The sequence below is a fragment of the Pantoea sp. X-Soil-TKNS-1279 genome (assembly GCF_059730565.1).
This window is the reverse complement of the sequence record NZ_AP035948.1, coordinates 967856-988302: the sequence shown is the minus strand read 5'-3', so window position 1 is coordinate 988302 and position 20447 is coordinate 967856. Positions and strand designations below refer to the sequence as shown.

General features: G+C 57.6%; 23 protein-coding genes. 8 read left to right on the top strand and 15 right to left on the bottom strand.

Going from position 1 to position 20447, the window contains the following annotated elements:
- Positions 1-16 precede the first annotated feature (16 nt).
- Entirely contained in the window at positions 17-1039 is a 1023-nt protein-coding gene (gene mtnA / locus AC6I8N_RS04470) for an S-methyl-5-thioribose-1-phosphate isomerase (protein WP_415175019.1), read from the top strand.
- Between the two features lie 248 nt (positions 1040-1287).
- Here mtnA and AC6I8N_RS04465 read toward each other — a convergent pair whose 3' ends face one another.
- Genes AC6I8N_RS04465 through AC6I8N_RS04455 form a run of 3 tightly spaced genes read right to left on the bottom strand, consistent with a single transcriptional unit; the run spans position 1288 to position 3126 of the window.
- A complete protein-coding gene (locus tag AC6I8N_RS04465) occupies positions 1288-1830 on the bottom strand; it encodes a 1,2-dihydroxy-3-keto-5-methylthiopentene dioxygenase (protein ID WP_497830124.1) in 543 nt (180 codons plus the stop codon).
- Position 1831: 1 nt separating this feature from the next.
- Complete coding sequence (mtnC, locus tag AC6I8N_RS04460; RefSeq protein ID WP_021186155.1) at positions 1832-2515, bottom strand: acireductone synthase; 684 nt, start codon at positions 2513-2515, stop codon at positions 1832-1834.
- On the bottom strand, positions 2512-3126 hold the full coding sequence (locus AC6I8N_RS04455; protein ID WP_208724896.1) for a methylthioribulose 1-phosphate dehydratase: 615 nt from the start codon (positions 3124-3126) through the stop codon (positions 2512-2514). The genes mtnC and AC6I8N_RS04455 overlap by 4 nt, the downstream gene beginning before the upstream one ends.
- A 131-nt stretch (positions 3127-3257) precedes the next feature.
- Between AC6I8N_RS04455 and AC6I8N_RS04450 the strand changes: the two genes are divergently transcribed.
- Positions 3258-4418, top strand: coding sequence for a pyridoxal phosphate-dependent aminotransferase (locus tag AC6I8N_RS04450; protein WP_497830123.1), 1161 nt, complete (start codon positions 3258-3260; stop codon positions 4416-4418).
- On the top strand, positions 4406-5173 hold the full coding sequence (locus tag AC6I8N_RS04445) for an amidohydrolase (RefSeq protein ID WP_021186152.1): 768 nt from the start codon (positions 4406-4408) through the stop codon (positions 5171-5173). The genes AC6I8N_RS04450 and AC6I8N_RS04445 overlap by 13 nt, the downstream gene beginning before the upstream one ends.
- A 119-nt stretch (positions 5174-5292) precedes the next feature.
- Here the strand turns inward: AC6I8N_RS04445 and uraH are convergent, their stop codons facing one another.
- The 9 genes from uraH to hpxU form a co-directional block, all read right to left on the bottom strand.
- Positions 5293-5628, bottom strand: a complete 336-nt coding sequence (gene uraH, locus AC6I8N_RS04440) for a hydroxyisourate hydrolase (protein WP_497830122.1) — start codon at positions 5626-5628, stop codon at positions 5293-5295.
- Positions 5625-6119: a 2-oxo-4-hydroxy-4-carboxy-5-ureidoimidazoline decarboxylase gene (gene uraD / locus AC6I8N_RS04435; RefSeq protein WP_021186148.1), complete on the bottom strand. Its 495-nt coding sequence runs from the start codon at positions 6117-6119 to the stop codon at positions 5625-5627. Before uraD ends, uraH begins: the two co-directional genes overlap by 4 nt.
- A gap of 14 nt (positions 6120-6133) precedes the next feature.
- Positions 6134-7393, bottom strand: coding sequence for an allantoate amidohydrolase (hpxK, locus tag AC6I8N_RS04430; protein ID WP_208724888.1), 1260 nt, complete (start codon positions 7391-7393; stop codon positions 6134-6136).
- Positions 7390-8625 carry a pyridoxal-phosphate-dependent aminotransferase family protein gene (locus AC6I8N_RS04425; protein ID WP_497830121.1) on the bottom strand — a complete coding sequence of 412 codons (1236 nt, stop codon included), beginning with the start codon at positions 8623-8625 and terminating at the stop codon, positions 7390-7392. The genes hpxK and AC6I8N_RS04425 overlap by 4 nt, the downstream gene beginning before the upstream one ends.
- A gap of 21 nt (positions 8626-8646) precedes the next feature.
- On the bottom strand, positions 8647-9378 hold the full coding sequence (locus AC6I8N_RS04420) for an amino acid ABC transporter ATP-binding protein (RefSeq protein ID WP_013507994.1): 732 nt from the start codon (positions 9376-9378) through the stop codon (positions 8647-8649).
- The gene (locus AC6I8N_RS04415; RefSeq protein ID WP_021186145.1) at positions 9359-10015 is read right to left on the bottom strand and encodes an amino acid ABC transporter permease; all 657 of its coding nucleotides are present in this window, start codon (positions 10013-10015) and stop codon (positions 9359-9361) included. The genes AC6I8N_RS04420 and AC6I8N_RS04415 overlap by 20 nt, the downstream gene beginning before the upstream one ends.
- Positions 10012-10680 (bottom strand): amino acid ABC transporter permease, encoded by a 669-nt coding sequence (locus tag AC6I8N_RS04410; protein WP_021186144.1) that lies wholly within the window; start codon positions 10678-10680, stop codon positions 10012-10014. Before AC6I8N_RS04410 ends, AC6I8N_RS04415 begins: the two co-directional genes overlap by 4 nt.
- Positions 10681-10692: 12 nt before the next feature.
- The gene (locus AC6I8N_RS04405; protein ID WP_021186143.1) at positions 10693-11478 is read right to left on the bottom strand and encodes a transporter substrate-binding domain-containing protein; all 786 of its coding nucleotides are present in this window, start codon (positions 11476-11478) and stop codon (positions 10693-10695) included.
- 192 nt (positions 11479-11670) lie between these two features.
- The gene (hpxU, locus tag AC6I8N_RS04400; RefSeq protein WP_021186142.1) at positions 11671-12510 is read right to left on the bottom strand and encodes a MurR/RpiR family transcriptional regulator HpxU; all 840 of its coding nucleotides are present in this window, start codon (positions 12508-12510) and stop codon (positions 11671-11673) included.
- A 120-nt stretch (positions 12511-12630) separates the two neighbouring features.
- On the opposite strand from hpxU, the gene AC6I8N_RS04395 reads away from it, so the two are divergent.
- Genes AC6I8N_RS04395 through hpxZ form a run of 4 tightly spaced genes read left to right on the top strand, consistent with a single transcriptional unit; the run spans position 12631 to position 16192 of the window.
- Positions 12631-14217 carry a gamma-glutamyltransferase family protein gene (locus AC6I8N_RS04395; RefSeq protein WP_497830120.1) on the top strand — a complete coding sequence of 529 codons (1587 nt, stop codon included), beginning with the start codon at positions 12631-12633 and terminating at the stop codon, positions 14215-14217.
- A gap of 9 nt (positions 14218-14226) precedes the next feature.
- On the top strand, positions 14227-14412 hold the full coding sequence (gene hpxX, locus AC6I8N_RS04390) for an oxalurate catabolism protein HpxX (RefSeq protein ID WP_021186140.1): 186 nt from the start codon (positions 14227-14229) through the stop codon (positions 14410-14412).
- The gene (locus tag AC6I8N_RS04385) at positions 14409-15806 is read left to right on the top strand and encodes an AtzE family amidohydrolase (RefSeq protein WP_497830119.1); all 1398 of its coding nucleotides are present in this window, start codon (positions 14409-14411) and stop codon (positions 15804-15806) included. The genes hpxX and AC6I8N_RS04385 overlap by 4 nt, the downstream gene beginning before the upstream one ends.
- Before the next feature lie 2 nt (positions 15807-15808).
- A complete protein-coding gene (hpxZ, locus tag AC6I8N_RS04380) occupies positions 15809-16192 on the top strand; it encodes an oxalurate catabolism protein HpxZ (RefSeq protein WP_497830118.1) in 384 nt (127 codons plus the stop codon).
- Positions 16193-16315: 123 nt separating this feature from the next.
- Here the strand turns inward: hpxZ and puuE are convergent, their stop codons facing one another.
- The 3 genes from puuE to AC6I8N_RS04365 are packed head-to-tail and all read right to left on the bottom strand — an operon-like array spanning position 16316 to position 18750.
- A complete protein-coding gene (gene puuE / locus AC6I8N_RS04375; protein WP_208724880.1) occupies positions 16316-17269 on the bottom strand; it encodes an allantoinase PuuE in 954 nt (317 codons plus the stop codon).
- 33 nt (positions 17270-17302) lie between these two features.
- A complete protein-coding gene (hpxA, locus tag AC6I8N_RS04370) occupies positions 17303-18034 on the bottom strand; it encodes an aspartate/glutamate racemase family protein (RefSeq protein ID WP_208724878.1) in 732 nt (243 codons plus the stop codon).
- Positions 18034-18750, bottom strand: coding sequence for a GntR family transcriptional regulator (locus AC6I8N_RS04365; protein WP_208724876.1), 717 nt, complete (start codon positions 18748-18750; stop codon positions 18034-18036). Before AC6I8N_RS04365 ends, hpxA begins: the two co-directional genes overlap by 1 nt.
- Positions 18751-18895: 145 nt before the next feature.
- On the opposite strand from AC6I8N_RS04365, the gene AC6I8N_RS04360 reads away from it, so the two are divergent.
- Entirely contained in the window at positions 18896-20389 is a 1494-nt protein-coding gene (locus AC6I8N_RS04360) for an NCS1 family nucleobase:cation symporter-1 (protein ID WP_497830117.1), read from the top strand.
- Positions 20390-20447 lie beyond the last annotated feature (58 nt).

The window sequence follows — 20447 nt, the reverse complement described above, 5'->3', positions numbered from 1 at the left end:
ACAGGGATTTCACACCATGCAAACACTTCGCACTACCAGCCTGGAAATTCGCGATAACCAGCTCTGGATCCTCGACCAGCAGGCGCTACCCCAGCAGAAAAATTGGTTGCCTGCACACGATGTCGCACAACTGGTTGATCATATCCACGCATTGCGGGTGCGTGGCGCACCGTTAATCGGCCTTTCCGCCAGCCTGCTGCTGGCGTTGCTGGCGGAACAGGGCATGGCGCAGGCGGCACTGGCTGAAGCGCTGGAGGTACTGCGTGCGGCGCGTCCGACGGCGGTAAATCTGATGAACAACCTCGATCGCATGAAAGTGGCGCTGGCACAGCCGGATTTTGTCAGCGCGCTGACCCACGAGGCACTGCGCCTGGTAGAGGAAGATAAACAGTTGTGCGACAACATTGCCCGGGCAGGTAGCGCGTTAGTGAAGCCAGGCAGCCAGTTGCTGACCCACTGCAACACCGGAGGCCTGGCGACCGCAGGCGTGGGCACCGCGCTGGGGGTGATTGCTCATGCGCACCAGCAGGGTAAGGTGAAAAATGTTTGGGTGGATGAAACCCGTCCGTTGTTGCAGGGGGGCCGTCTGACCGCATGGGAATTGGGTGAGTTGGGAATTCCTTACCATCTGATCACCGATTCAATGGCTGCCAGCCTGATGGCGCGCGGCGTGGTTGATGCCATTTGGGTTGGTGCGGATCGCATTGCGGCCAATGGCGATGTGGCGAATAAAATAGGCACCTACAGCCTGGCGGTGCTGGCGCAGTACCACGGCGTACCGTTCTATGTAGCGGCACCGCATACCACGCTGGACCGCCTGTGCCCGAATGGCGACGCCATTCCGATTGAACAACGCGCCGCCAGCGAAGTCACCGGCGTAGCAGGCAGTTTTGGCAGCGTTCAGTGGGCACCAGAGAACGCTGCCGTTTACAACCCGGCGTTTGATGTCACGCCCGCGGCGTTAATCAGTGGTTGGGTGCTGGATACCGGCGTGGTGACGCCTGAGCAGGTTAAAGAGGGGATTTTTCAGGTGAGGTGAGGTGCGGTGAGGTGCGGTCTGTTACCCTCACCCCGGCCCTCTCCCATGAGGGAGAGGGAGACGTGCAATATGCCAGACTGACTCGATCGGTCCCCTCTCCCATGAGGGAGAGGGAGAAGTGCAATATGCCAGATTGACTCGATCAGTCCCCTCTCCCATGAGGGAGAGGGAGATGTTCCATAGGCTCGATCAGTCCCCTCTCCCGCTTGCGGGAGAGGGTTAGGGTGAGGGCCATAACTCGCGCCAAATCAAGCCAGACGCGGATAAGCATCCGCAATGCTGTCGCCAGTGAAGTTCGCAATCCAGCCTTCCTGGTTGTCGAAAATACGGATGGCGGTAAAGTGCGGCTCAGAACCCATATCAAACCAATGCGGCGTGCCAGCCGGCACTGAAATCAGGTCCTGTTTTTCACACAGGATCTGGTACACCTGACCATCCAGATGCAGGCAGAACAGACCTGAACCTTCAACAAAAAAGCGAACTTCATCTTCGCTGTGAGTATGTTCATTGAGAAACTTGCTGCGCAGCGCTTCTTTCTGCGGGTTGTCGGCACGCATGCTCAACACATCCCAGCTCTGATAACCTTTTTCGGCCACCAGACGATCGATCGCATGCTGATAAGCTTTGATCACCGTGTCAGAATCCGGGTTGGCACCCAGATCGCGATCCGCCTCCCAGCGTTCAAAACGCACGCCTTTGGCGTTGAGACGCTCGCGAATCGCTTCTGCATCGGTACTGTGCCACACCGGCTGGCTGGCTTCGGTATCGGTAAAAATGGTCAGTGCACTCATCCTAAATCGACTCCGGGTTAATCTGGGAAAAATCATTTACCTGACGATGACGGCTTTCGCTATCCGCCTCGCCGCGAATTAATTGCAGGGTATGCCAGCCCGCTTCGGCAGCGGCATCCAGTTCCTGATGAATATCGGACAGGAACAACAGTTCCGACGGCGCATAACCAATCTGCTGCGCGATATTGCGATAGGACTGAGTTTCGCGCTTGGCACCGACGCCAGTGTCAAAATAGCCGCTAAACAACGACGTTAAATCACCTTCATCGCTGTAGCCAAATAATAATTTCTGCGCCGCCACTGAACCGGAGGAATATACGTACAGCGCCTTGCCCTGCTGTTGCCAGCGTTCAAATGCGGGTAACACATCCGGGTAGAGATGGCCGGTAAACTGGCCGCTGACATAGCCATCTCGCCAGATCATGCCCTGCAACGCTTTCAGGCCGGGTGATTTGCGATCCTGATCGATGTAGCTCAGCAGGGTAGCAATCACCTCGTCCAGCGAAGCTTGCGCTGCGCCGGACTCCTCACGTACCGCCGCAAGCGCCGCCGCCACTGGCGCGTCGTCCTGATGTTCACGAACAAACGCCGTCAGATGCTGACGGGCATAGGGGAACAGCACGTTGTGGACAAAGCGAATATCGCTGGTGGTGCCTTCAATATCGGTAACAATTGCGCGAATCATCTGGCCTCCAGCAGCCGACGTTGTAGTTCACATTCAAACAAAAATTCCAGCCCTTCCAGATGACGGCGGGCTTCATTGACGTCTTTGCCCCAGCAGGTCAGACCGTGGCCGCGGAGCAAAAAGCCGTAACGCAGCGGCGTCTCACGGGAAAAAGCCGCGATACGTTCCGCCAGCGCATCAATATCCTGGTCGTTATCGAACAGGGGAATCGCGACAGTGTTAAGGTGAGTCTCCTGACCGGCGAGGGTTTTCTGCATCTCATAACCACTCAGCAGCAACGCGCTGCCCTTTTCCACGCGCGACAGTACCGTCGAGTTCACCGTATGGGTATGCAACACCGCGCCTGCTTGCGGAAACAGGCGATAGATTAAGGTATGCAGGCCGGTTTCCGCCGACGGCTTACGCCCGGAGGGTACCGCGTTAGTGGCGATCTCTACCTGAATAAAGTCATCGCGCGTCAGACGCCCTTTATCCTTGCCTGATGCGCTCAGCAGGCAGTATTCGTCATCCTGACGCACTGACATGTTGCCGCCAGTGGCCGGTGCCCAGCCTTTTGCGCCAATCCAGTGGCAGGCCGCCACCAACTGTTCCAGTGGAAGAAAATCGGTCATAGCGATGTTGATATCCCGCAGGTTAGTTTGGACGTCTAAGCGTCTCGATTGCCAAATATTAACATCCTGTTTATAGTGGCAGCAACAGAGGGTTAACTCCGCAACGACATTCGCGCTGAAGGCAAAGATCAATGACGCAGCACAACCTGATTCCCGAGAGCAAATTACCGGCGCTCGGCACCACCATTTTTACCCAAATGAGCGCGCTGGCGCAGCAATATAACGCTATCAACCTGTCTCAGGGCTTCCCTGATTTCGACGGTCCACGCTATTTACAGGAGCGCCTGGCCTGGCACGTCAGCCAGGGCGCTAACCAGTATGCGCCGATGACCGGTGCACTGCCGCTGCGCGAAGCCATCGCCGCCAAAACCGCTGAGTTGTATGGCCACCAGCCGGACGTCAACAGCGATATTACCGTCACCGCCGGTGCCACCGAAGCCTTATATGCCGCCATCACCGCGTTGGTGCGCCCGGGCGATGAAGTGATCTGTTTTGATCCCAGTTACGACAGCTATGCCCCGGCGGTACAACTGGCTGGTGGCGTGCTGAAACGCATCGCCTTGCAGCCACCGGGTTTCCGCGTCGACTGGGCTGAATTCCGCAGCCTGCTGAGTGCTAAAACCCGTCTGGTGATCCTGAATACGCCGCACAATCCTTCCGCCACCGTGTGGCGCAAAAGCGATTACGCTGCGCTGTGGCAGGCGATCGCCGAGCAGGAAATCTATGTCCTGAGCGATGAAGTTTACGAGCACATCTGCTTCGCCGAAGAGGGACACGCCAGCGTGCTGGCACATGCCGAACTGCGTCAGCGGGCAATTGCCGTATCATCTTTTGGTAAAACCTTCCATATGACCGGCTGGAAAGTAGGTTACTGCGTGGCACCGGCCGCCATCAGCGCCGAGATCCGCAAAGTGCATCAGTATCTCACCTTTTCGGTGAATACCCCGGCGCAACTGGCGATTGCCGATATGCTGCGTGCCGAGCCAGAACATTATCGTGAGCTGCCGGAATTTTACCGCGCCCGTCGCGATCGTCTGGTGCAGGCGCTGGCGAAAAGCCGCTTTGAAGTGCTGCCCTGTGAAGGCACCTACTTCCTGCTGGCGGATTACAGCGCGATTTCCGATCTGGATGACGTCAGCTTCTGCCAGTGGCTGACCAAAGAAGTTGGCGTAGCGGCCATTCCGCTGTCGGTATTTTGCGCCGATCCGTTCCCGCATAAGCTGATCCGCCTGTGCTTTGCTAAACAGGAAGCGACGCTCGACGCCGCAGCGGAGCGTTTATGTCAGCTTTAAAAATTACCGTATTGCAGGAAACCCTGAGCTGGATGGATGGCGCGGCCAATCTGCGTCATTTCGACGGCGTACTGAAGGGAATTGAAGGACGCGATCTGATTCTGCTGCCGGAGATGTTTACCACCGGCTTTGCGATGGAAGCGGCAGAAAGCTCGCTACCGCAGGAAGAGGTCGTCGCATGGTTGCATCAGCACGCCAAAGCCAGCAATGCGTTGATTGGCGGCAGTGCCGCGATTCAGACCGAAAAAGGCGCGGTTAACCGTTTCCTGCTGGTTGAGCCGGATGGCACGCTGCATCAATATGACAAGCGTCACCTGTTCCGCATGGCAAATGAACATCAGCATTATGTTGCCGGTGAAACCCGTGAGGTATTCACCTGGCGCGGCTGGCGTATTCTGCCGCAGATTTGTTATGACCTGCGCTTCCCGGTGTTTACCCGCAACCGTAATGATTATGATCTGGCGTTGTTCGTCGCCAACTGGCCAGCACCGCGTGCACTGCACTGGCAGTCACTGCTGATGGCAAGAGCGATTGAGAACCAGGCTTATGTGGCGGGTTGCAACCGCGTCGGCAGCGATGGCAATCAACATCAGTACAGCGGCGACAGCCGGATTATTTCACCACTGGGTGAGATTCTGGCGGCCGCCGAGCCGTTTGCCCGTGCGCGTATTGATGCGGAATTGTCGCTGGAGGAGTTGCAGGCGTATCGCGATCGCTTCCCGGCGTGGCGCGATGCGGATCAGTTTACGTTGTAATACCCTCACCCTAACCCTCTCCCGCCAGCGGGAGAGGGAACCGATCGAGTCAATCTGGCATATGGCACATCTCCCTCTCCCTCATGGGAGAGGGCCGGGGTGAGGGTAACAGACCGCACTTAACTACCGCGATAAGTCGACCACGACCAGGGCGAAATCAGAAATGGCAAATGATAATGGCTGCCGGTTTCACCCAGCACAAAATCGATCTGGGCACTGACGTATAACGCATCACGCCCTGTTGCTGCAAAATAATCACCAATCTCGGCAACCAGACGATAATGCCCCGGTGCTAACGGCTCCGGTGTCAGGTCTTTAATTCGCCCGTCAGCATCGGTGTGGCCTTGTGCCAGCAGCCACCATCCCTCCGGGCTGTCCTGCTCCAGCGCGACCGCCACCCCAATCGCCGGTTTACCCAGCGCGGTGTCCAGAATATGCGTGGTGATGGTACTCATGCGATGCTCTCCTTTAACCTTAATAAGGTAATTTCCCGCAGTTGCGTCAGCGCTTCTTGCTGTTCGGTCACGACATCATTGTTAAGCCGACGTTGCAGTTCTGCCAGCATCTCTTCACCGCTACGCCCTTTGGCACGAATCAAAAACACCCGGCCAAAGCGCTGTTCATAACGCTGATTACCCGCCAGCATGGCAAATTGTAACGCGCCGTTGGCATCCAGCATCGCCGATTGCTCACTGCGCGAAAACGTGGCTTCTTTGCCTTCGCCAGCGGCTTTTTCCCCGATGCGAGGATGTGCACTCAGCGCCTGCTCCAGCTCCGCCCCCTGCCACTGCTGCGCCAGACGCTCCGCCTCAGCCAGCAACTGTTGTGGGTTGCTGAATGGACGCGCTGCCACCAGCGCCTGTTGCCAGGCAGGAATGGCGACACAATGGGCAATCGCCGCCTGCGCCTCCGCGGGCGACAACTGATTAAAGTTTTCCAGCTTCATGCCACCACTCCTTTTTATCCACGGGCCAGGTCGCACACCGCCTGCACATAAGCCTGCACGCCGAACGCCACATCCGCAGCCTGCACCGACTCTGCCGGATGATGGCTGATACCGCGATGGTTGCGCACAAACAACATGCCGACCGGCCAGCGTTCCGCGATGGCAATCGCATCATGCCCTGCCCCGCTGGGCAGAGACAGGCTGCGCCCTTGCACCGTTTCGACCGCATGACTCAGCGCCTGTTGCAGACGCGCATCACAGGCGGTGGCGTTGATGCGATAAAACTCATCGGCATCAAACGTCAGCCCACGGCGTAAGGCGATGGCCTCGGCCTGAGTCAGCAGCATCGACAGCAAACGTTCCAGCGGTTCATCCTGTGGGCCACGCACATCCAGCGACAGTTGTACTTCGCCGGGGATCACATTCACCGCGCCGGGCGCGCAGTGCAGCGTCCCGACCGTCGCCACCAACTGCGGGTCCAGCTCGCGGGTGGTCTGCTCAATAAACACCATCCACTCGGCGGCAGCGGCCAGCGCATCTTTACGGTGCGTCATCGGCACCGTACCCGCGTGCCCCGCCTCGCCGGTAAAGCGACAGTTCAGGCGGCGTGCGCCGTTGATGGCGGTCACTACGCCGAGCGCCAGATCGTCCTGCTCCAGACATGGGCCTTGCTCGATATGCAGCTCCAGATAGGCGGCGATATCGTTCACATCACGCGCGGCGTCGAGAATTTTTGCCGCATCTAAACCGACATCCTGCATCGCCTGAGCCACGGTGATACCGTTGCCATCAGGATGGGTAATCCAGCTTTCCGGCCAGCTTCCGGTAATGCCCCGGCTGCCGAGCAGCGTGATACCAAAACGCGTGCCCTCTTCATCGCCAAAGCCAACGATTTCCACCGCCAGCGGCAGACGCTGTTGGTGATCGTGCAGCCACTGCACGGTTTCAATGGCCGTCAGCACACCGAGCATACCGTCATAGCGCCCGGCATTACGTACAGTGTCGAGATGTGAACCGAGCAGCAGCGCCGGTGCGCCTGGAGTGGCGGATTCGTAGCGGCCACAAATGTTACCCACCGCATCCTGCCACACCGTCATTCCTGCCGCCTGCATCCACTCGCCGACACGCTGATTGGCACGCATCTGCTCCGGCGAGAGGTAGACACGCATCAGACCATCGTCGGTTTCGCTGATCTCAGCCAGTGCATCGCAACGCGCCATGACACGGGCGGCGGCTAACTGCGCCTCGCTGGCGGTCATCAGGCTTTCACTCATGCGTGGCTCCCGTAGTGATCCCAGGCCGCCTGGAGCGCCGCACCTTGGGTGGAACGGAAGCCGAGATGATTCAGCACCGCTTCCAGCGCCGTCAGGGTTTGCATCACGCAATCTTTGCGCGCGTTATAGCCCATAGTGCCGATACGCCACACTTTGCCGTGCAGGGGACCAAAGGAAGTGCCAATCTCGATACCGAAATCTTCCAGCACCAGCTTACGCACCTGATCGCCGTTGACGCCCTGCGGGATCACCACGCCTAGCACGTTATTCATTTTATGTTGCAGGTCGCCGAAGGTTTCCAGTCCCATCCCCTGAATGCCTTTCAGCAGCGCATCGCCGTGCAACTTATGACGGGCGATTCCGTTATCCAGACCTTCCTGCATAATCAGGCGCGCGCACTCGCGTGCGCCAAACAACGCGGTAGTGGCTTCGGTATGGTGATTGAGACGCTCCGGTCCCCAGTAATCCATGATCATGCCGAGGTCGAAGTAGTTGGAGTAGATCATCTCGTCGTCGCCGTCCTGATGATCGGCGGTGCGGATGCCCTCTTCCACGCATTTACGCTTGCGGATCACCGCTTCCATCTGCGGGCTGAGGGTGATCGGCGAGGTACCGGATGGACCGCCAAGGCATTTCTGCATCCCGGCAGACACCGCATCCAGCCCCCAGGCGTCAGTCTCCAGCGCGTTCCCCCCTAATGAGGCGGTGGCATCGGTGTAGAACAGCACGCCATATTTCTGACAAATCGCCCCCAGCTCGGCCAGCGGTTGCAGCATGGTAGTGGAGGTGTCGCCCTGCACCGTCAGCAGCAGACGCGGCTTGATACGTTTGATGGCATCTTCGATCTGATCCGGTGTGAACACCTCGCCCCACGGCACTTCAATGGTGTGCACTTCCGCACGGCAGCGACGCGCGATTTCACACAACAAATGACCAAAACGACCAAACACCGGCACCAACACTTTGTCACCCGGACGGATCGCTGACAGCAGGACCGCTTCGATCCCGGCGCGTGAGGTGCCGTCGATCAACATCGTCCAGCGGTTTTCGGTGCGGAATACGCCACGATACAGCGCCATCACCTCATTCATGTAATTCGTCATCGCCGGATCGTATTGACCAATCAGTTGCGTCGACATGGCGCGCAGCACGCGCGGATCGGCGTTGATCGGTCCCGGCCCCATCAGCAGACGCTGCGGCGGATTGATTTGCGGAAATTGCGTGATGTCCATGATGAATTCCTTGTTGATGTCTTAGAGACGGACCGTCGAGATAAACTGTTTCAACTCCGCCGTTTGCGGATTGGCGAACAACGTTTTGCTGTCGCCCTGCTCCCAGACGCGCCCCTGATGCATAAAGACCACTCGATCGCCCACATCGCGGGCGAAGTTCATTTCGTGTGTCACGAGAATCAGCGTCATACCTTCGGCAGCCAGCTGCTCCAGCACTTTCAACACTTCACCCACCAGCTCGGGATCGAGTGCGGAGGTGATCTCGTCACAAAGTAATACTTTGGGTTGCATTGCCAGCGCACGGGCGATCGCCACACGCTGCTGCTGACCACCCGAGAGATTGGCCGGGTAATAATCCAGGCGTTCACCGAGGCCAACTTTTTCCAGCATCTGCTTCGCCAGTTCCCGGCATTCGGCTTCGCTTTTTTTCAGCACGCGGCGCGGAGCCAGCATCACGTTTTCCAGCGCCGTCATATGCGGGAACAGGTTAAAACTCTGGAACACCATTCCGACCGAGCGGCTGATTTCACGCGCCTGCGATTCACGGTCGGTAATGGTCATCCCGCCCAGTTTGATGCTGCCTTCCTGATAGCCTTCCAGCCCGTTCATGCAGCGCAGCAGGGTACTTTTGCCCGATCCGCTCCGTCCGATGATGGAGATCACTTCGCCCATTTCGATATCGAGATCGACACCTTTAAGGACGTGGTTGTCGCCGTAGTACTTCTGTACCTGATTAATGGTGATGAGCGGCATTGAATTTTTTCTCCAGGTACTGGCTGTAACGCGACAGCGGATAACACATCAGGAAGTAACCCAACGCCACCAGGCCAAATACCTTAAACGGCTGATAAGTCACGTTGTTCAGAATGGTGCCGGCTTTAGTCAGTTCGACAAAACCAATGATTGAAGCCAGCGCGGTGCCCTTGATCACCTGCACGGCAAAACCGACCGTTGGGGCGATGGCAATGCGGATTGCCTGCGGGGCAACCACGCGATACAGCGTCTGGCCGAAGGTCAGACCCAGGCAGCGCGAGGCTTCCCACTGCCCTTTCGGCAAGGCACGGATGCTGCCGTACCAGATATCCACCAGAAAGGCGCTGGTGTAGAGCGTCAACGCCAGTGAGGCGGCGGTCCAGGGGGCAACGTCGATGCCAAACAGCGCGACACCGAAGAAAGCCAGAAACAACTGCATCAGCAGCGGCGTCCCCTGGAACAGTTCGGTATAACCACGAATCACCCGCATCAGCCACGGCTTACGCAGCAGGCGCAGAAACAGCAGCGGCAGGGTCACCAGCGTGCCACCAAAGAAGGCCACCAGCGACAGCAAAATCGTCCAGCGCGCCGCCAGCAGCAGGTTGCGCACGATATCCCAATCGGTAAACGTGGTCATGATGGCTGCGCTCCAAACCATTTACGCCCTACGGCCAGCAGTAGCTGACGCATGGCAATCGACAACGCCAGGTAGATCAGCGTCGTCACCAGATAGACTTCAAAACTCAAAAAGGTGCGTGACTGAATCAGGTTGGCGGCGAAGGTCAGTTCCTCATAGGAGACTTGCGATACCACCGAAGAACCCAGCATCACGATGATGCACTGACTGACCAGCGCCGGATAAATACGTTGCAACGACGGCGGCAGCACCACACGCAAAAACGTCTGGCTGCGGGTCAGGCCGAGTACACGGCCCGCTTCCCATTGCCCCTTTGGTGTCACCTGGATACCGGCACGAATTATCTCGGTGCTGTAGGCACCGAGGTTAATCAGCATCGCCAGCAGCGCAGCTTCGCCCGCCGTCAGTTTCAGACCAAGATTGGGTAAACCAAAGACGATAAAAAACAGCTGCACCACAAAGGGCGTGTTACGAATCAGCTCGACGTAAATGCCCCAGATGCGCCCCGCCAGGCTGGGTTTACCGCTGCGTAGCGCGGCACCGAGAATACCCAGCGCGACGCCACCCACCGTTGCCAGCACCGTCAGTTGGATGGTGACCCACAGCCCTGCCAGTAACTCCGGCCAGTGTGGCCACAGCGCAGCAAAGTTAAGTTGCCCAATCATTGGCCGTCCTTCTTATGCGCCGAGGTTGGCCGGCAGTGGCGCTTTCAGCCACTCTTCGGACAGTTTGTTCAGGGTGCCATCTTTAATGCCCTGCTCGATAAGCGCATTCACTTTATCTTTCAGCGCTGGCTCGTCTTTCTTCAGACCGATAAAGCACGGGGAGTCTTTCAGCATAAACTGCGCCACCGGGGCTTTGGCCGGGTTCTGACGGGCAATCGCTGCGACGACCAGGTTACCGGTGGCGATAAACTGCACCTGACCTGAAAGATAAGCAGACAGCGTGGTGTTGTTATCTTCGTAACGTTTCACCTCGGCATCTTTCGGAGCGATACCGGTCAGAACCATATCTTCTACCGCACCACGGGTTACACCGATGGATTTGCCGCTCAGCGCCGCCGCATCTTTGATTTCTTCGCCTTTCGGACCAAATACGCCGAGGAAGAACGGTGCGTAAGCACGGCTGAAGTCGATCACTTTTTCACGCTCGGCGTTTTTCCCCATGCTGGAGATCACCAGATCGACTTTGTCGGTTTGCAGGTAAGGCACACGGTTGGCACTGGAAACGGGCACCAGCTGCAACTTCAGTTTCATCTCTTTGGCGAGGTACTTCGCCATGTCGATGTCGTAGCCCTGCGGCTGTAAATCGGTGCCGACAGAACCGAACGGCGGGAAGTCCTGCGGCACGGCAATGCGGATCACGCCGCGTTTCTGGATGTCCTGCAACTGATCGGCCATTGCGCTACCAACCTGCGCCATCATCAGAGCAGCGCCCGCTACCGCCATTAAAACTTTTTTCATTATGCACCCCGGTGAGTTTATGTGAAACAAAAGATTCTTGATGAATCGTTCTGCAACTAATGTGCCAACCGAAACAAAAAGAACACTTCCACGTAAAATCAGGGTTTCTGCATTATCAGACGAAAAAAAACGGGCGCATTGCCCGTCTGTGATTCTGATCAAAAAAGGTGCAAAGCACCAAAAAGGTGCCCTTTAACGGTGTTCCAGCTCATCCAGATGCTGATAAAGGTCGGCAATCTGGTGAATTCGCTGACGCCCCTCTGACAACATTTCATGCAGCAACGCATTGGCCAGCAGGTTAATCAGACTCATGGCAGAAGCGTAGCTATCGAAGGCGGAGACGCTGTCGAGCGGCGCACACAACTGCCAACGCGCCAGGGTGAGGATGCCCTGCGCCTGGGGTTCGCACAGCGCCAGTACCGGAATGTTGCTCTGCTGCAACTGCTGCATCAACGGACGGATAATGCGTGGACGGCGACGAAATGCCATCACCACCACCACATCATCAGGGGTGATATCCACCAGCTCCTCACCCAGCGTCTGACCCGGTTGCGGCAGCACATGGACCTGAGGACGGGCCTGCATCAGCTGTTGGCGCAGGTGCAGCGCTACCGGATAGGCGTTACGCATACCAATGATAAACAAGCGTTTTGCCTGTGCCAGCGCCTGAATCACCTCACCAAATTGCTGCGGGTCGATGCCGTTGACCCACTGCGTCAGGTTCGCCATCTCCTGCTTATAATGGCGCGACAGCAGCGTGTTGCCCTGCACAGCATCACGGTTGTCGGTCAACGGCATGCCGCTCTGGCGCAGCGTGCGCAATTCATCGCGCATGTCTTTATATTTTTCGTAACCGAGGCGCTTAAACAGCCGGCTCACCGTGGCTTTTGATACCCCGCTCAGCCGCGCCAGCTCGGCGCTGTTGTAGCTGATCAGGTCATCAAAATGGTCAAAGACAAAATCGGCAATGCGCTGCTCCTGCGGCGACAGTTGCGGATAGTGACTGCGGAGGCGTTCATCTAGCTGTTTCATCATTCGTCCTGTAACTTTCGTTTCATCACAAGCTAGCATAAATCGATCCACAATGGTGTCCGACCAAAACTGGAACAGCTCTTGCTATAACTTTGCCATGTACCCAAAAATGAGTTCACTATGATACAGAGCAATATGGCCCCGTTAGGTATGGCCGTAACCCCGCATCATCTCGCCAGTGAAAGTGCCTTAGCCGTGCTGCGCGAAGGTGGCAACGCCATCGAAGCTATGGTGGCGGCTGCCGCCACTGTCGCCGTGGTTTACCCGCATATGAATGGTTTAGGTGGCGATGGCTTCTGGCTGATCGTGCCTCCCGGTGGTGATCCGATCGCCATTGACGCCAGCGGTGCTGCCGGTTCACTGGCGCACTTTGATTTCTACCACGGCGCAACAAAAATTCCACACCGTGGCCCCAAAGCGGCCCTGACCGTGGCCGGTACCGTCAGCGGCTGGCAGGAGGCGCTGGCTTTCTCTGCTGAGTTGGGCAGCCCGGCACTGCCGCTGGCACGTCTGCTGCGCGATGCCATCCGCTACGCGGCCGACGGTATTCCCGTCACCGCTTCACAGGCGGCAGCGACAGCAGCGAAACGTGATGAATTACAGGACCAGCCCGGTTTTGCCGCCAACTTTTTACCCGATGGCGAAGTACCTGCCGCAGGCAGCCGCTTTACCCAACCGGCGCTGGCGAACACGCTGAGTTTGTTATGCGAACAGGGGTTAGACAGTTTTTATCGCGGTGAGCTGGCGCACCATCTGGCGCGTGAGATGTCCGCGCTGGGTATGCCGATCACGCTGGAAGATTTGCAACGCCAGCAGGCACGCCGCTGCACGCCGTTGCATCTGGCCCACAGCGAAGGCGACATCTGGAACATGACCCCGCCGACCCAGGGGCTGGTATCGCTGGCGATTCTCGGCATCACCGATCGCCTCAACATGGCGGAAGCGGATGACGCGCAGACCGTGCACCGCATCGTTGAAGCCACCAAGAAAGCCTTTGGCCTGCGTGACCAACATATTACCGATCCGCGTCATATCGACATTGATGTGCAGAGCCTGCTGGATGCTGATCATCTGGCTGGCCTCGCCGCGCAGATTGATGATGCGACTGCCGCTCCCTGGGGCACCGGTAAAGGCCCCGGTGATACCGTGTGGATGGGGGTGATGGACAGCAGCGGGCTGGCAGTCTCCTTTATCCAGAGCATTTACCACGAATTCGGTAGTGGCGTGGTGCTGCCGGGTACCGGCATCACCTGGCAAAACCGCGGTGCGGCTTTCAGTTTACAGCCGGGCCACCTGTTGGCACTGGCACCAGGCAAACAGCCCTTCCATACCCTTAACCCGGCGGCGGCACGGCTGAAAGATGGCCGCACTATGGTTTACGGTTCAATGGGTGGCGATGGTCAGCCACAGACCCAGGCGGCGATCTTTACCCGTCATGTGATTCAGGGGCTGCCGTTGCAACAGGCGGTGAGCGCACCACGCTGGCTGCTGGGCCGCACCTGGGGACAATCCTCTGACTCCCTCAAGCTGGAAGCGCGTTTCGCGCCGGAAACGGTGCAGCAATTACGCGAGCTGGGTCATGAAGTGGAGGTGTTGCCCGATTTTAGTGAGGTGGTGGGTCACGCAGGTGCCATCATCCGTCATAACAACGGCATGTTTGAAGGCGCATTTGACCCTCGCAGCAACGGCAGCGCCGCAGGTTTCTAAGGAGAAAAGATGACGACACAACCGGACTGGGCCGCCTATATCGCCCAGATGGAACAGATTCTGGCGCTGGAGCTGGATGAGGCGCGCCGCGCCGAGCTTTTAACCCAATTCAACCGTATTGCCGCGATGGCCGAACCCTTGATGGCCTTTCCACTCGACGATCGCATGGAAGTGGCGGGAGTGTATAAGCTATGAAACTTTCCACCCTCTCGATAAGCGCGCTGCAACAGGCACTGAGCAACGGTGAGATTAGCGCACGCGCCATTGCCGAGCAGACATTGACCGCGATTGAACAACATAACCCGGCGCTGAATGCCTGGACCGAAGTCACCGGTCAGCGCATGTTGAAAGAAGCGGGTCAGCTGGATACGCAACGCCAGCGCGGTGAAACGCTCCCCCCGCTGGCGGGAATTCCCTATGCGGTGAAGAACCTGTTTGATGTCGCCGGGCACAGTACCCTGGCCGGTGCCAGCCTGTTCAGCGAACGTCCTGCGGCACGCGACGATGCCTGGGCAGTGAGCAAACTGCGCCAGTCAGGCGCGCTGCTCTCCGGCATGTTGAATATGGATGCTTACGCATACGGCTTCACCACCGAAAACACCCATTACGGACCCACGCACAACCCGCGCGATCTCAGCCGGGTGGCGGGCGGCTCCTCGGGCGGTTCCGCCGCTGCGGTCGCTGCCGGATTGGTGCATTTCTCCCTCGGGAGTGATACCAACGGTTCGATTCGCGTACCGGCCTCGCTGTGCGGCATTTATGGTCTGAAACCGACTTTTGGTCGCTTATCGCGTAGCGGCAGCCATCCGTTTGTTGCCAGCCTTGACCATATCGGTCCGTTTGCCCGCTCAATAGAAGACCTCAGCCTGGTGTACGACACCTTACAGGGTGCGGATGCCAGCGATGCGTTTCAGGCTGCCCAACCGGTGACGGCAGCCAGCCCAACCCTGACTCAAGGACTTGAAGGGCTGCGTTGTGGTGTGCTGGGCGGTTTCTTCTCCACCTGGTGTGATGATGACGCGCGAGCCGCGCTGGCTATTGCTGCCAAAGCGCTGACAGCCAGCGATGAAGTGACAATGGCGAATGCCGAGATTGCACGCTCTGCCGCCTTTATCCTGACCGCTGCCGAAGGGGGGAATCACTATTTGCCGAAACTGCGTGAGATGCCGGAACGTTTCGAACCGAACTCGCGTGAACGCCTGTTAGCGGGTGCGATGCTGCCCTCCGCCTGGTATGTGCAGGCACAGCGCTTCCGTCGCCATTTCCAGCAGCAGGTACTGCCGCTGTTTGAACATTTTGACGTGCTGATCGCCCCGGCGACGCCATGCAGCGCGACCACCATCGGTCAGGAAACCATTCGTATTAATGGGCAGGATCTGCCAACCCGTGCCAGCATGGGGATGCTGACCCAGCCGATCTCCTTCCTCGGCCTGCCGGTCTGTACCGTGCCGCTACCTACCGCCAGCGGCTTGCCGATTGGTTTGCAGTTGATCGCAGCACCGTTTAAAGAACACCTGGCATTGCGCGCCGCCTGGGCGCTGCAACAACAAGGGCTGACGCTGCCGCAAACTACCCTGATGGACGCATAACCATGACCCCAGAGAATATCGATCGTCCGGCGATTGTCGCCGAAGTCACCGCCGCGTTTTACCGCTACGAGCAGGCACTGGTCAGCAATGACGTAGCAGTGCTGGATGAACTGTTCTGGCACGACAACCGCACCGTCCGTCTCGGCGCCGGTGAAAATCTGTATGGCATTGAGGAGATCCGGGCGTTTCGTGCGGCTCGTCCCTCTGCCGGATTGGATCGCGACTTGCGCCATACGGTGATCACCACCTTTGGTGATGATTATGCGGTGTGCAGCACCGAGTTCACCCGTGCCGGGACGGAGAAGATTGGCCGTCAGCAGCAGACCTGGGTCCGACTGCCGTGCGGCTGGCGTATTGTTGCCGCGCAGGTGAGTTTGATGATCTAGCGATATCTTGCCCGGCTACGGGCAAGATATAAACCTTCAGGGGTAGCGGCGCGATTTATCGCGCGGATTTTTCCCGCATCGCGCACGGAATTGCGCGATAAATCGCGCCGCTACGGGGGGCTTTTATTCTGCGGGATGAGTCTCCATCCAGTGGTCGGCAATCTGCTGACGCGTACACACCCATACCTGGTCGTGTTGTTGGATATGGTCAAGGAAACGCTGCAAAGCACGGAATTTGCCAGGACGGCCCAACAGACGGCAATGCATGCCGATCGACATCATCTTCGGTGCAGTTTCCCCTTCTTCGTACAACACATCAAAGGTATCGCGCAGGTAGGTGTAGAACTGCTCGGCGGTGTTGAAACCCTGCGGTGAGGCAAAGCGCATATCGTTACATTCCAGCGTATAAGGAATGATCAGATGCGGTTTTACCGTGCCATCCTGGCAGGTCACCTGCGTCCAAAACGGCAAGTCATCGCCGTAGTAATCGCTGTCGTAGCTAAAGCCGCCCTGCTCTACCACCAGGCGGCGGGTGTTCGGACTGTCGCGCCCGGTGTACCAACCCGTCGGTGCTTTGCCAAACAGATCTTTCAGCACATCGACCGCCTGCTGCATATGCTGGCGCTCAGTCTTCGCATCCATCCCCTGATAGTGGATCCAGCGCCAGCCGTGGCTGACCACGTCATAGTCGGCGGCTTTGATCGCAGCAACGATTTCCGGATGGCGTGCCAGCGCCATCGCCACGCCAAAAATGGTCAGTGGCAAACCGCGCTTTTGAAATTCGTGGTGAATGCGCCAGAAACCCGCGCGGGAGCCGTACTCGTAGAGAGAGTCCATCGACATGTGACGATCGGCATAGCTGGCAGCGCCGATGATGTCGGACAGAAACTGCTCAGAACCGGCGTCGCCGTGCAACACGTTATTTTCGGCACCCTCTTCGTAATTGAGGACAAATTGCACCGCCACGCGAGCTTTCCCCGGCCACTGGGCATGCGGTGGCTGACCAGCGTAACCAATCAGGTCACGCGGATAGTTTTTGTTGAAGCTGTACTCTTTCTTTTCAGATACATCACTCATTCTGTAAGTTCCTGTGTAAACCTCAACCAGTGCTTAGTTTAGGTGCTGGAAGGCACCCGTGAGCGGTTTTTCTAGCGGGTAATCGAGATCGCCATGTTTGCTGGTGCCAAAGCCCAGCGCCACCAGCGACTCCACCATTTTGACCGCCGCACCGACACCGTCGATCACCGGTAAACCGAGTTCGCGGGTCAGATCCTGGGCCAGCGTCGCCATGCCGCCACATCCCAACACAATCGCCCCGCTACCATCTTCCCGTTTCGCCTGGAGACAACGCTGACGCACCTTTTCCTGCGCCACACCGCTACCATCTTCCAGTGCCAGCACCGGTAAATCGATGGCATGCAGGGCGGCACAATGATGGGTAAAACCATATTGCTGCAACAGATGGCGCGCAATGACCAGGGTCCGTGGCAGCGTGGTCACGATGGAAAAACGCGTCGCCAGCAGCGTCGCGGTATGCATCGCGGCTTCGGCGATACCCACCACCGGGCCGGTCGCCAACTCGCGCGCAGCCAGTAAACCGGGATCGCCAAAACAGGCGATCACATGACCACTGACACCCTGCGCTTTACCCCGCTTCACCTGCTCCAGCACCCCAAGAGCGGCGATTGCCTCATCAAAGTGGCCCTCAATAGACGGCACTCCCTGGCTCGGGCACACCGCGATAATTTCGGTGCCCGGTGCCGCCACAGCTCGCGCAGCCTGGCCGATGGTTTCCGTCATCGCCAGGCTGGTGTTGGGGTTAATAACCTGAATCAGGCTCATCAGGTGACTCCTTTACCGGCGAACAGCCGGGCAAAATCGGGGAGGGTTTCACCGCTGCGCTCAAAGTGCAGGCTGGCAACAATATGTTCGAAGTGATGATGGAGCGCAGCCGTCAGACCGGCCAGATCTTTCTGCCGCAGCAGATCCACCAGCCGATCGTGATGATCACAACGGCAGCCGCGCTGCCAGGGGGCACCGTACGCCGCAATGACCAGCGAGGAGCGTTGCGTCAGGTGCGTCACCATTTCGGTCAGCACCTGGTTACCTGAAATCGCCTGGAGCTGAATATGAAACGCGGCCGACAACCGAATCGCCGCTGCACCATCGTGTTGTTCATGCGCATGCTGTTCTGCGGCGATCAAATCCGCCAGCGCCGCCAGATGCGGTGGTTGCACATGGGCCAGTACCGCCGACAGGTTGGCGCATTCCAGCAAACTGCGTGTGGCGAAGATATCCCGTGCCTCCTCCACCCCTGGCGTCGCCACCTGTGCACCACGTCTGGGCGATAAGGTAATCATTTGCACCGCAGCGAGGCGTTGCAGCACCTTGCGGATACCGGTACGGCTGACGCCAAATACTTCAGACAGCGCCTCTTCGGGCAATTTGCTGCCGGGGGGCAACTGGTGTTCAACAATCGCGCTTAACAGCGCCTGGTAGATGGGTTCGTCTCTATCATTCAGATCTGCGGCCGTTCGCTGGCCTGTTTCACTCTTCATTTCCCACTCCGGTAAATGTCTGCGCACAGCACATCGTATACGCGAAAAACAATTTTTGTATACAAGAAATCAATTCTGGCCTGGATCCTGCAATACCGTTTCACGCTGTGATTATTATTCATTATTAAAGAGAGGAGCAGGTTTCATGCCAAATCATTCTGAAGTGACCTCTGCGGTGGCCTCTGAAGCCAACGCCCACTATAGCCCACGGCTTTGCAATGAGGATCTGGCACCCACGCGGGACCAGAACTGGTCGTGGTACAACATTTTCTCTTTCTGGATGTCGGACGTGCACAGCATGGGCGGCTATGTGGTGGCGGCTAGTTTCTTCACACTCGGGCTGGCAAGCTGGCAGGTGCTGCTGTGTCTGCTGGTGGGGATTTGTATTGTGCAGCTGTGCGCCAACCTGGTGGCGAAGCCAAGCCAGATGGCGGGCGTGCCTTATGCGGTGATTTCGCGTCAGGCGTTTGGTGTGTTCGGTGCCAATATTCCTGCAATAATCCGTGGCCTGATCGCCTTTGCCTGGTACGGAATTCAGACTTACCTTGCAGCTAACGCGTTGATGCTGGTGCTGCTGAAGTTCTTCCCGTCACTGTCCAGCATGACGCACAGCAGCTGGCTGGGCTTATCGCAACTGGGCTGGTGCTGCTTCGGCCTGATGTGGTTCTTGCAGGCGCTGGTGTTCTGGCACGGAATGAACGCTATCAAACGTTTCATCGATGTGGCGGGTCCCGCGGTGTACGTGGTCATGGTGGCGCTGGCAGGATGGATTGTATACAAGACCGGTTTTGACGGTATCTCTTTTACCCTGGCCAGCAAGCAGTTGAGTGCGGGCGAGCAGACCTGGCAGATGATCACCGCAACGGCGCTGGTGGTGTCCTACTTCTCCGGCCCGCTGCTTAACTTTGGTGACTTTTCTCGCTACGGTAAAAATATGGGTGAGATTCGCCGTGGCAACCGCTGGGGCCTGCCGTTCAACTTCCTGCTGTTCTCGATTGTGACGGTGGTGATTGTCTCTGGCTCCAATTCACTGTTCGGACGCATGATTACCGACCCTATCGAAACCGTCAGTATGGTGGGTAACGATTTGGCGGTGGCGCTTGGTCTGTTAACGATGATCACCGCGACTATTGGTATCAATATCGTGGCAAACTTCGTGTCACCCGCCTTCGACTTTTCCAACTGCTCACCGCAGAGAATCAGCTTCCGTACCGGTGGCATGATCGCTGCCGTCGGTTCTGTCTTACTGACCCCGTGGAACCTGTTCCAGTCACCTGAATTGATTCACTACACGCTGGATGTTCTGGGTTCCTTTATCGGACCGCTGTTTGGCATTCTGATCGCCGATTTCTATCTGATCAAACGCAGCAAAGTGTATGTCGATGATCTGTTTGATGATACGCCGAAAGGCCGCTACTGGTATCAGGGTGGCTTTAACCCGAAAGCCATTGCCGCGCTGCTGCCTTCGGTGGGAATTTGCCTGATTATCAGCTTTATTCCGTCACTGCATGAAGTTGCCAACTTTAGTTGGTTTATCGGAGTAGCGCTCGGCATGGGCTGCTATCGCTGGCTGGCGCGTGCTGAACGTGAAGTACCGGCGGCCACGTATCGTGGCAAGGTGGCGGTGCAGAAGGATTAAACCGAACGGCGCGATTATCGCGCCGTTTGATTGTCGAATCCGAAAAAGCAAAAAGCCG